This is a genomic window from Vagococcus teuberi, assembly GCF_001870205.1.
GTDB classification, from domain to species: domain Bacteria; phylum Bacillota; class Bacilli; order Lactobacillales; family Vagococcaceae; genus Vagococcus; species Vagococcus teuberi.
This window is the reverse complement of sequence record NZ_CP017267.1, coordinates 1,212,936-1,228,273: the sequence shown is the minus strand read 5'-3', so window position 1 is coordinate 1,228,273 and position 15,338 is coordinate 1,212,936. Positions and strand designations below refer to the sequence as shown.

Here is a 15,338-nt window from a genome sequence, read left to right as displayed (position 1 = left end):
ATACACTTGTTTTTGTATGGTGAACATTGTATCATAGACTAAAATGAAAGACAAGGAGTGTTACGATGGAAAAAAAATATCAAAGTACAAGAAACGAAACAATTAACTATTCCGCTAGTCAAGCGATTTTAGCAGGGTTAAGTCCTGATGGAGGATTGTTTGTCTTGCCTAACTTAGATGATGTGAATTTAGATGTATCGACTGTTTTAGATAAGGACTATCAAGAGATTGCTTCACTGGTTATCAATCAGTTTTTCAATGAGTTTTCAGAAAATAACATCAAAAAATGTGTGAAAGAGGCTTATACAAACACATTTAGCGATGAAAAAATCACGCCATTAAAAAAAGTAGGCGATGATTATGTTTTAGAATTATTCCACGGGCCAACTTGTTCATTTAAGGATGTTGCCTTATCACTGTTACCAAAACTAGTAAACTTATCAGCAAAAACACAAAATAATACGAACAAACGATTAATTTTAACCGCCACAAGTGGTGACACTGGTAAAGCTGCTTTGGAAGGATTTAAAAATGATCCGTTAGTTGATATGATTGTGTATTACCCAAATAATGGGGTATCAACTATTCAAGAAAAACAAATGCAAACACAAGATGGAGGAAACGTGGCGGTTGTGTCAATTAACGGAAACTTTGATGATGCGCAAAGTAATGTGAAACGTTTATTCCATGATGAAGAATTAGTGGCATTACTAAAAGAGCATCACATTGAATTCTCAAGTGCCAACTCAGTTAACATTGGTCGTTTAATTCCTCAAGTTGTTTACTATTTTGCATCATACGCAGAACTTGTTAATACGGGGGAAATTAAATTAGGTGAAAAAGTTGACTACATTGTGCCAACAGGAAACTTTGGTAATATTTTAGCCGGATATTACGCGCAACAAATGGGGCTACCAATCAATAAACTCATTTGTGCTTCAAACGAAAACAACGTATTATATGATTTCTTAAAAACAGGAGAATATGACACAAATCGTGAGTTTAAAAAGACGAGCTCACCAAGTATGGATATTTTAATTTCATCAAACTTAGAAAGAATGCTGTTCCATTTAAGTGGAGGAGATGCTCATTATGTGGCTGATTTGATGAATCAGTTAAAAACGACAGGGAAATTCAAAATTTCTGACGAGTTATTACACACTATTCAAGAAACATTTGGAACAGGTTATGCAACAGATAAACAAGTAGCTGAACAAATCGATAAAGTATACAAAGAAAAAGGCTACCTACTTGATCCACATACAGCAGTGGCTTCTTATGTATTGGAAAATAGTCCTGAGAAGAAAGAAAAGACGGTTATTTTATCAACAGCTTCTCCTTATAAGTTTGTACAAGAAGTGAGCAAAGACATTCCAGAACTTGCGATTGATAGCTCACAAGACGAGTTTAAATTAATTGATGAGTTAGAAGAAAAAACAAACGTCTATGCACCAAGTCAGTTGAAAGACTTGAAACATGCGCCAATTTTACATAATCAAGTGATTGATATTGATGAGATGAAGGCTATTATTATTAAACAGGTAGGTGAGTCATAATGGTGTGTATTAAAGTTCCGGCAACATCTGCCAATGTCGGTGTCGGGTTTGACACATTAGGTTTAGCTGTGACGTTTTATGGTGAGTGTGAGGTTGAATTATCAGACAAGTTGGAGATTACAGGGTGTCCTGTGGCATTTCAGACAGAAGATAATTTAATTTATCAGTCATACAAATACGTGCTAGATGACTTAAAACGACCTGTGACACCAATTAAATTACAGATAGATAGTGATATTCCGTTTGCACGTGGTTTGGGTAGTAGTGCAGTGTGTATCGTGTCAGGTGTACTAGCAGCCAATGAGTTGCATCAGCTTCATTTAAGCCAAGATGAGTTGGTGAAGTATTGTACTCAAATTGAAGGGCACCCTGATAATGTGGTACCTGCTTTATTAGGGGGATTAAGTGCCTCTTATCAAATGAATGACGATATTTTTTTCCAGCATTACCCAGTTGATGAGTCGTATCAATTTGTGGCTTTTGTTCCCGATTTTACGTTGGAAACATCAGTCGCACGAGGAGTGTTACCTGAAAGCTATCCGCTAAAAACGGTCGTAGCCAATCAAGCAAAATTATTATTTTTATTAGACGCATTAAAAACAGGAGATGCGGCTAATTTAGATAAATTTTTAGATGATGGCATTCATCAGCCATACCGCAAAAAATTAATTGACGAATATGATATAGTAGAACATATCGCAAAAGAATCAGGAGCAAAAGGGTTTTATATTTCTGGTAGTGGCTCAACATTGATGGGAATTTTCACGTCACAAGTTGACATGAAAGGATTAAACACCTCACTTAGTACGTTGAAACATAAATGGAAGGCTCTTGATTTATTGGTAGATTATAAAGGAGCAGAAGTATGTCACAGAACTATCTAATCGTCAATCAAGAAGTATTACCAGACGTTTTCTCAAAGGTAATCGAAGCAAAAAAATTATTAAACTCAGGAGATTTTAAAAATGTGAGTGAGGTTGTTAATGAAGTTGGCCTATCTCGAAGTGCGTTTTATAAGTACAAAGACCATGTGTTTGTCGCTGATAAAACGGCACAAATTAGAAAAACACTTATCTCTTTTAACTTAACCGATAAAAAAGGATTGTTGTCGTCTGTGTTAAACCGCTTGTCAGAACTTGGGGGAAATGTTTTGACGATTAATCAAAACATTCCATCCAAGACACTGCAACAGTCGCTACTCAGATGTTGAGTGAGGTTGTTAATGAAGTTGGCCTATCTCGAAGTGCGTTTTATAAGTACAAAGACCATGTGTTTGTCGCTGATAAAACGGCACAAATTAGAAAAACACTTATCTCTTTTAACTTAACCGATAAAAAAGGATTGTTGTCGTCTGTGTTAAACCGCTTGTCAGAACTTGGGGGAAATGTTTTGACGATTAATCAAAACATTCCCATCCAAGACACTGCAACAGTCGTCATGGGGATTGATATCAAAGAACTATCAGTGTCAGTGAATGAACTCTTAGTGGAATTAGAAAAATTAACAGGAGTCAATCATCTTCAACTATTATCAATTGAATGATAAAAGCCGAATACGACGTTTTTAAGATATCGTGTTCGGTTTATTTTTTAGTTAGTTTCTAATTTTTCTACACATGTAGAAATGTGTTCGATTGTTTTATCGATGTCTTCTTGTGTCGTTTCAGGCGAGATGGTACACATACGTAATACTGTTTTTCCTTGAAGTTTTGTTGTCAAAATTTGAGCAAACCCTTGATTAGAAATCATATTTGATAAAGCTGTATTGAACGAATTTAATTCTTCTTCGCTTAAACCTTCACGGTAATACCTAAAGTTAAGAATCGCTGTTTGAGCAGGTGTGACAATGTCTAGTTTTGGTGTATTTCGCACGACAGACTCAGTGTATTCAGCTAGTTTGATTCCATAATCGATGGTATCACCTAATTTCTTCGTTCCAAGCGCTTGCATGGATAACCATAACTTCACACCACGAGCTGGACGAGATAAATCAAGTCCTAAATCCCATGTGTTGATGTGCTCGTTTTCAGAAGCATCTTCTAAATACTCAGGTGTTTCACTAAAACTTCGCAATAAATCGGCTTTATCTTTTACTAGTAACATCGCACAAGAGTAGCTTTGGAAGAGCCATTTATGTGCATCCCACGTGATACTGTCAGCCTGTTCAATTCCTTTAAGTAGGTGAGTGTGGCTTGATGATAATAACACCGATGCGCCAAACGCTCCGTCCACGTGCAGCCACATGTCTTCTTCTTTACAAATCTTAGCCAATTCAGTTAATGGATCAATCACCCCCGCATTTGTTGTCCCGGCTGTCGCAATGACGATAAATGGACGTAATGCATTCTTTTTATCAGCTTTGATTATTTCTTGAAGTGCTGTTGGGTCAATTTTTAATTGGTCATCTGTCTTTACACGACGAATTCTTTCATCTGGAATACCAATCACGTGAAGTGCTTTATGGACACTATGATGTGCCTGATCAGAAATATAAACCACACCTCTTGTGATGTCATCTAACGATAAATATTTATCTCTGGCAGCTATAGTGGCATTTAGATTGGCCATTGAACCACCTGATAAAAATGTGCCACTTGCTTTTTTGGGATTATATCCAGCTTTTTCACATAAATAAGCCATCATTTCTTCTTCGACGACAGCTGTTCCAGAGCTAGAATAAAATCCTGCAGCGTTTGGGTTATAAAATGATTCAAATAAGTCACCTAATTTTGAAATATCAACAACGGGTGCAGGAATAAAAGCAAAATTTCGTTTATGTTCACTAACATTTCTAAAAGGATAGACACTTTCTTCTAACATTTTCAGTAGACTATCTAAATCACGTCCATTTTCGGTGATGGTCGTATTTTTTAGTGCGTTGATGGTGTCGTTAGGAATCAGCTCAATTGGCTTTCCTTGTTGAATGTCTTGTTTATTTTCGTAAAAAGTATCAATAAATGCTTTCATGTAGTCTTGAATGTCCATTATATATTCCCTCCAATGTATATTCAGCATAGCAAGATTATTTTAACATAGTCATGTGAGTCATTGCGGTTTATGATTATAAAATGAGGATTTTTCAGGTTGTTTTAATTAAAATCTAAACGGGTGATTAAGGTACAGCTAACATAAGGTAATTCTGCGTAAAATGAACATATAAAATATAAATGTATTGTAAATGAATAAAATAAAGGAAACGTACCTATTTTACTATAGAAAAAATTTAAAAATAATAAACATTTTTAATAATTACTGTTAGAATGGAACTGTTATATTTTAGAAAGGTGTAGATTGGAAAATTGATTAAAGAAAAAAGAAAGCAATTTATATTAATTTTTTTATTACTTATTCTTATTGTAGAGGTTATCTTTTTAGTTCGTCGAATGACTCTTGATAAAAAAGCGAGTCAAACACTAAGAAGTGTGACAAGTGAAAAGAAAGTGATTGATCAGTCAATTCAAGAATTAAGTCAACAAAATTTAGAAAACTTTGTGATAAATCAAGACTTGCTTAAAACCGCGAATCAAACGAAGGATAGCGTTCATCAAAGTATTAAAACGGTTGATGATATTTCAAATATTTCTGGAAAAGTGAAGAATCAAAAGAAACAATTGATGCTTGGTTTAAACAAAGATGCTGAAGCCATTGATGCCATCCAGAAAAGAATTAAAGCATCACAGCAAATGTCTACTATTTTTGGCACAAAACCTTTTAATAAAAATAGTTTAGTCAAAGATTTAGCCATCTCACAATCAATTACTCAATCTATGAAAGATGAATTGGATTCAAATGTGACGTCGTTACCTAAAGATGAACAAAAAGCCTCTTTAGAAGCTGGGTTAAAACAAATCACCGAACAAAATAATGCACTTGTATCTTTAGACAAAGAGATGAAAACGTATATTCAAGATAAAAAAATTAAGACAGTTCCAACTTCTGACCAGTATAAAAAGCTGAATAAAGAAGTGAGTAGTCTTAAAAATGATAAGCTAAGACAAGTTTATGCGAGTCAATTATCCGTGTTACAAAAAGAAGTAGTAAAAAATGATCCAACGATTTTAAACGATGATAAGAAAGTGGCCTTAACATTTGATGATGGACCAAACAACACCAGTTCCTTACAAATATTAAATACGTTAAAAAAATACAACATTAAAGCCACATTCTTTATGTTAGGGACAATGGTTGATAATTACCCAGATGTTGTGAAGAAAATTCATGAAGCAGGACATGACATTGGGAATCATACGTATGACCACAAAGACTTGACAAAATTAGATGAAGCAAGTATCAAGCAAGAAATTGATTCAACCAATCAAAAAATAGAAAAACTAACAGGTGAAAAACCAACGCTTCTTCGTCCGCCATATGGTGCGTATAATGATCGTGTGACAAAAGTTGAACCAAATATGACGATTGCGTTATGGAATATCGACACACTCGATTGGAAAACACATAATCCCACAGCTATTCTAGGGGAAGTCAAAAAAGAATTGCAACCTCACAGTATTGTGCTGATGCATGATATTCACCAAGATTCAGCAGATAGTTTAGAAAATGTCATTAAGTTTTTAAAAAGCCAAGATTATACTTTTGTATTGGCTAAAGACTTAATCAATTAAAAGTAAAAAAGATGATTAAATACCCGTTTAATCATCTTTTCTTATTTTTTCTAGCGTCTAAATTTTACTTGTAAGCTAAAACACTGTATAGTACTTATGGAACTAAATTAAAAAAATGAGTTGTACGATAAGGGAGAGTAAACTATGTCAAGAATTATTGGAACTGTATCAAGGGGATTACGTTGTCCAATTATTAATGAAGGAGACGACTTGGAATCTATCGTGATTGATAGCGTGATGGAAGCTTCTAGAGAAGGGAATTTCTCAATTCAAGACAAAGATATCGTTGCAGTGACTGAGTCAATCGTTGCTAGAGCGCAAGGAAACTATGCATCAATTGATCAAATCGCAGAAGATATTCGTCACAAATTTAATGAAGATACAGTTGGGGTTATCTTCCCAATTTTTAGTCGTAATCGTTTTTCAAACTGTTTGAGAGGAATTGCTAGAGGAAGCAAAAAAATTGTCTTAATGTTAAGTTATCCATCAGATGAAGTGGGAAATCACTTGATTTCACTTGACGCATTAGATGAAAAAGGAGTTAATCCTTGGACAGATACGTTAACTGAAACAGAATTTAGAGAGTTATTTGGTTATCAAAAACATACCTTTACAGGTGTTGACTATATTGACTATTATAAAGAATTAATCGCAGCTGAAGGTGCTGAGTGCGAAGTAATCTTTTCTCAAAAACCTAAAACGATTTTATCTTATACAAAAAATATCTTAACATGTGACATTCACACACGTTACCGTACAAAACGCATATTAGAACAAAATGGTGCGGAAAAAGTGTACACTTTGGATGATGTTTTATCTGAATCGGTTGATGGAAGTGGCTTTAACGAGCAATATGGATTACTTGGTTCAAATAAATCAACAGACGATGGCGTGAAATTATTCCCAAGAAACTCGCAAGAAACAGTGGATAATATCCAACGTAAACTAAAAGAGTTAACTGGTAAACAAGTGGAAGTCATGGTTTATGGAGATGGTGCGTTTAAAGATCCAGTTGGAAAAATTTGGGAACTTGCTGACCCAGTTGTATCTCCTGCATACACATCAGGTTTAGAAGGAACACCTAATGAAGTGAAGTTAAAATATCTTGCTGATAACAATTTCTCTGACTTACGTGGAGCTGAACTTGAAGAAGCAATCAAAAAACACATTGATTCAAAAGCAGATGATTTAACAGGATTAATGGAAGCTCAAGGAACAACACCTAGAAAATTAACTGACTTAATCGGTTCATTATCAGATTTAACGTCAGGTAGTGGAGATAAAGGAACACCGATTGTCTTTATTCAAGGCTACTTCGATAACTTTACTAACTAATCAAAGCTAATAAAGGAGGCGTGTGGATATGACACAAGAAGAAATGGATGTGTTGACAAAACATTTATCAGCAGACAAACAGTTTATTCATGATGGGTATTATCGTTTAAGAGAACTAGACGAAAGGACTTATGAGTTTGCATTTTTAGTGGCTGATGCGTGCGGGGCAACGAGTGTGCACCCACAAATCACGATTGAAAAACAAGGTGATACATGGCAAGCTGTAAAATTGCTTGATTTTGTCTCAACACCAGTTGAAACGATTGTGTATTCACAAGAAACGGCTCAAGAATTATCAGAGAGATTAGAACAATTATGTAAACAAACATTACATGCGATAAATCAATAAAGCACAAGCAAGAGAGCAACTCGTTCTTTTGCTTTTTTTGTATGAACGGATAGTGAGTTTGTCATTGCAAATTAGACATAAATCCTATATAGTGATTAAGTGTACAAAGTAGAAATGAGGAATAAATAATGAAACCATCTATCTATGATTTAACACAGACTCAACTTGTTGACTGGTTTGTGAAAAATGGTGAAAAGAAATTTAGAGCAGCCCAAGTGTGGCAATGGTTATATGAAAAACGTGTGACAGATTTTTCTGAAATGAGCAATCTCTCTAAACAAACAATTGAATTATTAAATGAACACTTCGTGTTAGACCCTTTGAATGAAGTCGTTGTCCAAGAAGGTCAAGATGGGACGGTAAAATATTTATTTGAGTTGCCGGATCATCATATGATTGAAACAGTGTTGATGCGACAAGCGTATGGATTATCAGTTTGTGTGACGACACAAATTGGTTGTAACATAGGCTGTACCTTTTGTGCGAGTGGCTTATTGAAAAAACAACGTAACTTAACAACAGGAGAAATTGTCGCCCAAATTATGAAAGTGCAGCACTACCTAGACAAACAAGGGCAAGACGAGAGAGTGAGTCATATTGTGGTCATGGGAATTGGTGAACCGTTTGATAATTATAATAACGTGATGGACTTTTTATCTATCATGAATGATCCAAAAGGGCTACAAATAGGGGCAAGACATATGACTGTATCAACAAGTGGATTGGTACCAAAAATCAAGCAATTTGCGACAAATGGCTTGCAAGTTAACTTAGCAATTTCGCTTCATGCACCAAACAACGAAACACGCACATCTATCATGCAAATTAATCGAGCGTATCCATTAGAGCGTTTGATGGATGCAGTGGATTATTATTTAAAAGAAACCAATCGCCGTATTACGTTTGAATATATCATGCTTCGAGGGGTGAATGACACACCAGAGCATGCCCAACAATTGGCAGATTTATTGAAAGATAAGAAAAAACTAACGTATGTCAACTTGATTCCTTACAATACAGTGGAAGAACATGACTTGTATCAACGAAGCACAAAAAAAGACACGCTAGCTTTTTATGATGTTTTAAAAAGAAATGGCATCAACTGTGTGGTCAGACAAGAATTTGGGTCTGATATTGATGCAGCGTGTGGGCAGTTAAGAAGTAAACAAATGAAAAAAGAGAAGAGTAAATAAACTAAAAAAGCTACGCCATTTTGATAATGACTGTAGCTTTTTTATCGTACAATTGCTTTTTGAATGAGGTGGCACATCATCGCCACGACAATCGCAATGACAATCCCAATGAATAAACCAATAAATCGATTCGCAATTGACACGCCACTTGGAAATATTACCAGTGCAGCATTCATGGCTGCAATAGAGTTGACAATGGTTTTATGTTTGTAATCGACTAAAAAGTAACTGATAAATCCAACACTTAGTATAAAGGCGATCGCATAAGGTGTTGGAATTAGTTTGACTAAAAATAAATAAAAGACAATCACGCCAAATGCTGTGCCAATAATGCGTTCGCGTGTTTTTTTGACAGTCTCACTAAAGTGAATTTCTGTTAAAGACATCGCCACAATACTAATCCAAAGAGGTTTTGGTGCATGAATCAAAATAGCAACTGTCATAGCAATCGACACACTTAACGTCATTTTTAGTAGATAGATTGGATTAGAAACGGAGCGTTTGATTTGTTCGTCTAGATTTAATTTTGTTACAGTTAAAGGCTGCCTTTTCTTTGATTTGACGGCTAAAATACTTAACACAACGCTCCCTATGACTAGACATATTATCCGGTTTAGCGCGTGAGTAGACTCGACAGGAGTTGCCTGGCAAAATAAAAAATTAATCATATATGGAATAGAATATTGAAACGCAATTGGTTCAGCAGTTAAGATTAAAATTAATAGAGTGAACGCAGCATAGACAAAAAATAATAAAAACGGCTGGCTATGTGGCAGTTGGGAGATGATACCTCCAAGTGGAAATAGTAAGTTTGTCATGATAAGAACCTTGTCTGTTACGCCGAAATTAATTTTAGGAAACATTAGAAACCCAACGCTTAATGCGACAATAGGGAGTAAATTTTCTTCACCAAAAATTAAAGTGAAAATTAAGATAAACAATAGATTTGTGGTGAAATCTACTAGATTTTTACTGAAGTTTTGTTTTATGTGGGTGGATAGTTTTGTTAGCATAAATAAATCAACTCATTTCTTTTAGTACACAAATATGTACTAATAAGGTATCATGAAGAAGATAAAAAAGTCAATTTAGGAGTGTGTAAAATGGAAAAAATCGCAAATAAATTATTAAAACTATTACCCTATTGGCATTTCAATGTGGAAAGACGCATCAAACAAAAAAATGATTTAAACATCACATATGAAGGGTATTATTGTTTACTAGGCTTAACACAAGTGCCGTCCATGACTATGACAGACATCGCCACAGATTTTTATTTTGGTAAACAACAGACAACACGGATTATCTCACAACTGGTATCACATGGTTTAGTAGAAAAAACAGTTAGTCCATTAGACAAACGAATTACTAACGTGTCCATTAGTGAAAAAGGGATGAGTTATTTAAAGAGAAACCCATTTGATACAACAGATTTGGGTGAAGATTTAAATGAAAAACTGACTAAAGAAGAGATGGAAGAATTAAATCATGCATTAGATGTTCTACTTAAAATATTTCAAAAATGATAAAATTTTTATTAACAACCCCTTTATATAACTTTTAGATAAAGGTCACAAACAAGTTATGTTATAATACTTTAGTATACTGTTTAAGGAGGTGGCATGATGAAAAAGACGATTAGACAAGAGATAATTTCACGGTTAAATCATCTTGCAACACAAGAAAATAAAAAAAATAACATAGAAGATGAGATGTTGTCGCGGTTATTTGAAACGAGTCAATGGCAGCAAGCGACAGTCATAGCTACGACCTATCCAATGACACATGAGTTTGATACAAAAAAATTGATGAAACGAGCCTTTAACGAAGGGAAAACGATTGTGATTCCAAAGACGCAAAAGTTGGGGTTAATGGATTTTTATCTGTATGATGACTCGGTTGAACTTGAATTAACACGATTTGGTGTGTACGAGCCGATTGACAGCCAGCTTTATGACAAAACAGACATTGATTTGATGATTGTGCCTGGTGTTGGATTTACCACAGAAGGTAAACGAATTGGGTACGGTGGTGGATTTTATGACCGTTACTTGACTGATTTTAAAGGGCACACAATAAGTTTGGTCTTCCAAGAACAGTTATTAGAGGAACTAGAAACTGAACCACATGATAAAATCGTGGACACATTGATTTGTGCACGTAAGGGGGAACTGAATGAGAGGATATAATACGACACGTTGGATGCGTTTCAAACGTGGACCGTACTTTACTTATTTATTTTTAGCGATTCAAATCGTCGTATTTATTTTGATGGAGTTAGTTGGATTAACGCAAGGGATTTATTCAGGCTCAGAGAATGTTGGGATTTTGTATCAATTCGGTGCCATGACTCATGCAGCAATTAACATTGATGGTGAGATTTGGCGACTGGTTACGCCAATTTTTGTTCATATTGGCTTTTTCCATTTATTGTTAAACTCTTTAGGATTGTATTTTGTCGGTCGTATTTTAGAGCCGTTGATTGGACACGCTCGATTTTTCCTTGTTTATATGTTAAGCGGGATTTTTGGTAATTTATGGAGTTTTGCATTTGGTTCAGACAATGCGATTTCTGCCGGAGCAAGTACCTCGTTGTTTGGTATTTTTGCGGCCTTTATTATTTTAGGACAAATTTACAAATACCATCCAGCAATCAAATATATGTCGCGTAACATGACACTACTTATTTTAATGAATTTAGTGATGAATTTATTTGATTCAGGTGTTGATATTATGGGACACTTTGGTGGAGCGCTTGGTGGGTTACTGATTATGATCATTGTAGGTGTGCCAGCAAATAAACTTGGTTTCAATGAAAACATTGATAAAACAAAACGATTGTTATCTTTAGTGGTCTTTGTTCTGTTATCAGTGGGATGTTTATATAAAGGTTTTTATGGATAAAATGAAAATAAATGCAGACGGTACTAGGAATACCAAGGATATATCTGTATAATAAGGTCGGTAATGAAAATTGAAAACAATGTATGATGTGCAACAGTTATTTAAACGATTTGGTATTTTTATTTATGTCGGAAATCGGCTATGGGATATTGAATTAATGATGATTGAATTAAAGCAACTGGAAGAAGCAGGATTGATAGACAAACAGGAATACATAAAAGCCATGCTAGTTTTAAAACGGGAGCATCATCTTGAAGAAGATTATCAGGAGGGTCAATAATGACAAATAAATTAATAGGTATTGATTTAGGTGGTACAACAGCAAAATTAGCGATTTTAACTGAAGATGGTGAGATTCAACAACGATGGAGTGTTGAAACAAATATTGAAGACAACGGCTCACACATCGTCCCAGATATTATTGAATCAATCAAACACAGATTAGATTTATATGGCATGAAGCCATCTGATTTTATTGGGATTGGTATGGGGACACCAGGAACAGTCGATAAAGAAAATGGAACGGTGATTGGTGCTTACAACTTAAACTGGTCAACTCTTCAAGAAATAAAAAAACCAATGGAAGAAACGTTTGGTATTCCATTTGATTTAGATAATGATGCCAACGTGGCAGCACTTGGTGAGAGATGGAAAGGTGCTGGAAATAATGCCCCTGATGTTACGTTTATCACGCTAGGAACGGGTGTTGGCGGAGGTATTATCGCTGAAGGTCATTTACTTCATGGAGTCGCTGGAGCAGCTGGTGAAATTGGTCATATTACCGTTGATCCGGAAGGCTTTGATTGTACATGTGGTAAAAAAGGTTGTCTTGAAACAGTCGCATCAGCAACAGGTGTCGTTCGTTTGGCTAGAGAGATGAGCGAAGAGTTCTCTGGCACATCAAGATTAAAAGATATGATTGATGACGGACAAGAAGTGTCAAGTAAAGATGTTTTTGACTTAGCAAAAGACAACGATCACTTTGCGTTATTAGTTGTCGATAAAGTGTGTTTTTATTTAGGTTTAGCATGTGGGAATATCGGAAATATGTTAAATCCTAATGACATTGTCATCGGTGGTGGCGTGTCAGCAGCGGGAGAGTTTTTATTGGAAAAAGTGCAAGTGTACTTTGACCGATTTACCTTCCCACAAGTAAAAAATAGTACGACCATTAAATTAGCAGAATTAGGAAATTCGGCTGGTGTGATTGGTGCAGCATCATTAGCATTAAAGTTTAAAAAAGATAAATAATAGATAGAAAGGTAAATGTCCCGTGAATTTGTTAACAACTATATTAATTATTATTATTGCGAGTTATGGATTGTATAAGCTATTCTTTTTTATCAAGAGAAAGCGTGCAGCTGAGTGGATTGAACAAGATAAATTCCAAGAAACGATGAGAACAGCTCAAGTTATTGATGTGAGAGAAAAAGAGGACTACAATCGTGGTCATATTTTAGGAGCAAGAAGTGTGCCGTATACTATTTCAAGAGCGCACAAAGAATATTTACTTGCTATTCGTAAAGATGCACCAATCTATTTGTATGATAACCGTACAAGTATGGCAATTTATATGGCTGGTTTGCTTAAAAAAGAAGGATACAAAGATATCTACATCTTAAAGGGTGGTTATATGAACTGGACAGGAAAAACGAAACAAAAATAAAAAAGAGATGCCGGATTTTTTCCGACATCTTTTTTAATTGATTGAATGAATACTTGTTTTGGTTACTAGTGGATAATGGATTAAGTCTGAGGCGTCAAGGTTTTCATGATGTAGAGAAACGGCACTGATTTGGCTATTGTTATATGTTTTGTAGTAATAAATGCCTGTATCCGTATCACAACAAGAAGAATAGATAGTGTATTCATAGTGTTCCTCGCCAACGTCACATAACCCTTTTGTTTGCCACACAGAAGATAAAATATGGAAAAACTGATTGATATCTTCTTCCACAGTTTGAAACTTTAGACTGTGTTCTTTAGTGAAGGTTGCACGAACAAAACGTGACATAGAGGATAAATCTCCTGGCAAACCAATTGCTCCCATACCATTACTGTAGGCATCTAAGTCTAGTTGTGGTGCAAAGAAGTTCGCACTTGTTTTAGCAGACAAATGTCTGTAGTTGTTTAAATTAAATAATTGAGTAGGAAATGGTGGATTGTTTGTCAAAACACCGACAGGATTATCATAGACATGTAAACCATCTCTATCAGACTCAACTGTGATAGCAGCATGTTTATCAGCAATGATCCAATGCAGTGGAGAGCTTGGAAATTCAGGACTGAAAGCCACATCAGTGATAATGAGATCATCTAAAAGTGATTTAACCTCATCAATGGTGGTACATTGAGACAACACATAAGGAATCAACTCAAAAGACGCGATACTGTTTTCTGTCTTTTCGTCTGGTTGATAAAAAGCATTTTTAGGATAGTTCAATCCAGCGATACTCAAGCCTTTTTCATTGGTCGCATCAAAATAAAGTGGGTAGTTATCTGAAATTACAGCCATGCCAATCATCGCAAAATGAGAGGATAAAGTTTGCCCGTTTCTTAATTCAAACACGACATTTCTAGGTGTAATGACGACTTCTTGATTAAATGTATAATCTAAATCAAGGTTTCGTCCAAAATAATGATGGTTTCCATTAAAACTAACTGATGTACACATATTGTCATCTCCTAAATAAAATCTACCATGAGTATAATGCTAAAAAATATTTATAACAATGAATTTTTTATGAAGAATAATTAACTATTTTATTAATTTTTGGACGTGTGCTTTAAAAACGGGAACAATAGCTGATTCAAATTCTGGATGTTTGGCAAACCAACGAAAATTTAGTGGGGAGGAATGCACTATCGGAAAATAAGTTGGTAAGTATTCTTCATAAGCAAAAACTGTTTCGGTTAGTGTTTTTTTCGCTTTATCTTTTAAATAATACTTTTGAGCATATGTCCCCATAAGAATAGTTAACTCAATGTTTGGCATACATTCAATCAAAGATGGGTGCCATTTTTCAGTAAAATTCTTTCTAGGTGGTAAGTCACCATGAGCTGCTTTTCCTGGAAAATAAAAATCAAGTGGCAACACGGCAATTTGTTTTGAATCATAAAATATGTCGTCTGTTACACCCATCCATTCACGTAGTTTTTCCCCACTTTTATCACGGAATACTTGTTCTTTTTCTTGTGTTTTAATTCCAGGTGCTTGTCCGATAATGAGTATTTTTGCTTCAGGATAGGCCATAAAAACAGGTTGCCATCCTTTTTCAGTGAAAGAGGCATTGTCAGGGTCATGAATGATTTGTTGTCTAATTTCTTCTATCGTCAATCTGCTCACTCCTTTTTAGGTAAATAAAAAACCAAAACATAAC

General features: G+C 35.0%; 18 protein-coding genes. 14 read left to right on the top strand and 4 right to left on the bottom strand.

Features of this window, described 5'->3' with window-relative positions; translation table 11 throughout:
• Positions 1 to 65 precede the first annotated feature (65 nt).
• Genes thrC through BHY08_RS05845 form a run of 4 tightly spaced genes read left to right on the top strand, consistent with a single transcriptional unit; the run spans position 66 to position 3,098 of the window.
• The gene (thrC, locus tag BHY08_RS05860) at positions 66 to 1,556 is read left to right on the top strand and encodes a threonine synthase (RefSeq protein WP_071456990.1); all 1,491 of its coding nucleotides are present in this window, start codon (positions 66 to 68) and stop codon (positions 1,554 to 1,556) included.
• Complete coding sequence (thrB, locus tag BHY08_RS05855) at positions 1,556 to 2,440, top strand: homoserine kinase (RefSeq protein WP_071456989.1); 885 nt, start codon at positions 1,556 to 1,558, stop codon at positions 2,438 to 2,440. Before thrC ends, thrB begins: the two co-directional genes overlap by 1 nt.
• On the top strand, positions 2,422 to 2,766 hold the full coding sequence (locus BHY08_RS05850) for an ACT domain-containing protein (protein WP_071456988.1): 345 nt from the start codon (positions 2,422 to 2,424) through the stop codon (positions 2,764 to 2,766). The genes thrB and BHY08_RS05850 overlap by 19 nt, the downstream gene beginning before the upstream one ends.
• Positions 2,760 to 3,098 (top strand): ACT domain-containing protein, encoded by a 339-nt coding sequence (locus BHY08_RS05845; protein WP_071456987.1) that lies wholly within the window; start codon positions 2,760 to 2,762, stop codon positions 3,096 to 3,098. The genes BHY08_RS05850 and BHY08_RS05845 overlap by 7 nt, the downstream gene beginning before the upstream one ends.
• A 47-nt stretch (positions 3,099 to 3,145) precedes the next feature.
• Here BHY08_RS05845 and BHY08_RS05840 read toward each other — a convergent pair whose 3' ends face one another.
• Positions 3,146 to 4,540, bottom strand: coding sequence for a pyridoxal phosphate-dependent decarboxylase family protein (locus BHY08_RS05840; protein ID WP_169817671.1), 1,395 nt, complete (start codon positions 4,538 to 4,540; stop codon positions 3,146 to 3,148).
• A 314-nt stretch (positions 4,541 to 4,854) separates the two neighbouring features.
• Here BHY08_RS05840 and BHY08_RS05835 point away from each other — a divergent pair, with 314 nt between their 5' ends.
• The 4 genes from BHY08_RS05835 (at position 4,855) to rlmN (ending at position 9,054) form a co-directional block, all read left to right on the top strand.
• Positions 4,855 to 6,177: a polysaccharide deacetylase family protein gene (locus BHY08_RS05835; RefSeq protein WP_071456985.1), complete on the top strand. Its 1,323-nt coding sequence runs from the start codon at positions 4,855 to 4,857 to the stop codon at positions 6,175 to 6,177.
• A 144-nt stretch (positions 6,178 to 6,321) separates the two neighbouring features.
• A complete protein-coding gene (locus BHY08_RS05830) occupies positions 6,322 to 7,512 on the top strand; it encodes a coenzyme F420-0:L-glutamate ligase (RefSeq protein ID WP_071456984.1) in 1,191 nt (396 codons plus the stop codon).
• A 28-nt stretch (positions 7,513 to 7,540) separates the two neighbouring features.
• Positions 7,541 to 7,861, top strand: coding sequence for a hypothetical protein (locus tag BHY08_RS05825; protein WP_071456983.1), 321 nt, complete (start codon positions 7,541 to 7,543; stop codon positions 7,859 to 7,861).
• 125 nt (positions 7,862 to 7,986) lie between these two features.
• Positions 7,987 to 9,054 (top strand): dual-specificity RNA methyltransferase RlmN, encoded by a 1,068-nt coding sequence (gene rlmN / locus BHY08_RS05820; RefSeq protein ID WP_071456982.1) that lies wholly within the window; start codon positions 7,987 to 7,989, stop codon positions 9,052 to 9,054.
• A gap of 41 nt (positions 9,055 to 9,095) precedes the next feature.
• Here rlmN and BHY08_RS05815 read toward each other — a convergent pair whose 3' ends face one another.
• Complete coding sequence (locus tag BHY08_RS05815) at positions 9,096 to 9,917, bottom strand: FUSC family protein (RefSeq protein WP_169817670.1); 822 nt, start codon at positions 9,915 to 9,917, stop codon at positions 9,096 to 9,098.
• Between the two features lie 240 nt (positions 9,918 to 10,157).
• On the opposite strand from BHY08_RS05815, the gene BHY08_RS05810 reads away from it, so the two are divergent.
• The 6 genes from BHY08_RS05810 to BHY08_RS05785 all read left to right on the top strand — a co-directional run bounded on the left by BHY08_RS05810 (position 10,158) and on the right by BHY08_RS05785 (position 13,624).
• Positions 10,158 to 10,580, top strand: a complete 423-nt coding sequence (locus BHY08_RS05810; RefSeq protein ID WP_071456980.1) for a MarR family winged helix-turn-helix transcriptional regulator — start codon at positions 10,158 to 10,160, stop codon at positions 10,578 to 10,580.
• A gap of 99 nt (positions 10,581 to 10,679) precedes the next feature.
• Positions 10,680 to 11,243 (top strand): 5-formyltetrahydrofolate cyclo-ligase, encoded by a 564-nt coding sequence (locus BHY08_RS05805; protein WP_169817669.1) that lies wholly within the window; start codon positions 10,680 to 10,682, stop codon positions 11,241 to 11,243.
• Positions 11,230 to 11,958: a rhomboid family intramembrane serine protease gene (locus BHY08_RS05800; RefSeq protein ID WP_169817668.1), complete on the top strand. Its 729-nt coding sequence runs from the start codon at positions 11,230 to 11,232 to the stop codon at positions 11,956 to 11,958. The genes BHY08_RS05805 and BHY08_RS05800 overlap by 14 nt, the downstream gene beginning before the upstream one ends.
• A gap of 70 nt (positions 11,959 to 12,028) precedes the next feature.
• Positions 12,029 to 12,238 (top strand): YqgQ family protein, encoded by a 210-nt coding sequence (locus tag BHY08_RS05795; protein ID WP_071456978.1) that lies wholly within the window; start codon positions 12,029 to 12,031, stop codon positions 12,236 to 12,238.
• Positions 12,238 to 13,209 (top strand): ROK family glucokinase, encoded by a 972-nt coding sequence (locus BHY08_RS05790; protein WP_071456977.1) that lies wholly within the window; start codon positions 12,238 to 12,240, stop codon positions 13,207 to 13,209. Before BHY08_RS05795 ends, BHY08_RS05790 begins: the two co-directional genes overlap by 1 nt.
• Before the next feature lie 22 nt (positions 13,210 to 13,231).
• Entirely contained in the window at positions 13,232 to 13,624 is a 393-nt protein-coding gene (locus tag BHY08_RS05785; RefSeq protein ID WP_071456976.1) for a rhodanese-like domain-containing protein, read from the top strand.
• 33 nt (positions 13,625 to 13,657) lie between these two features.
• Here the strand turns inward: BHY08_RS05785 and bsh are convergent, their stop codons facing one another.
• Both bsh and BHY08_RS05775 read right to left on the bottom strand, forming a co-directional pair.
• Complete coding sequence (gene bsh, locus BHY08_RS05780; protein ID WP_071456975.1) at positions 13,658 to 14,632, bottom strand: choloylglycine hydrolase; 975 nt, start codon at positions 14,630 to 14,632, stop codon at positions 13,658 to 13,660.
• Between the two features lie 84 nt (positions 14,633 to 14,716).
• Complete coding sequence (locus BHY08_RS05775; RefSeq protein ID WP_071456974.1) at positions 14,717 to 15,304, bottom strand: uracil-DNA glycosylase family protein; 588 nt, start codon at positions 15,302 to 15,304, stop codon at positions 14,717 to 14,719.
• Positions 15,305 to 15,338 lie beyond the last annotated feature (34 nt).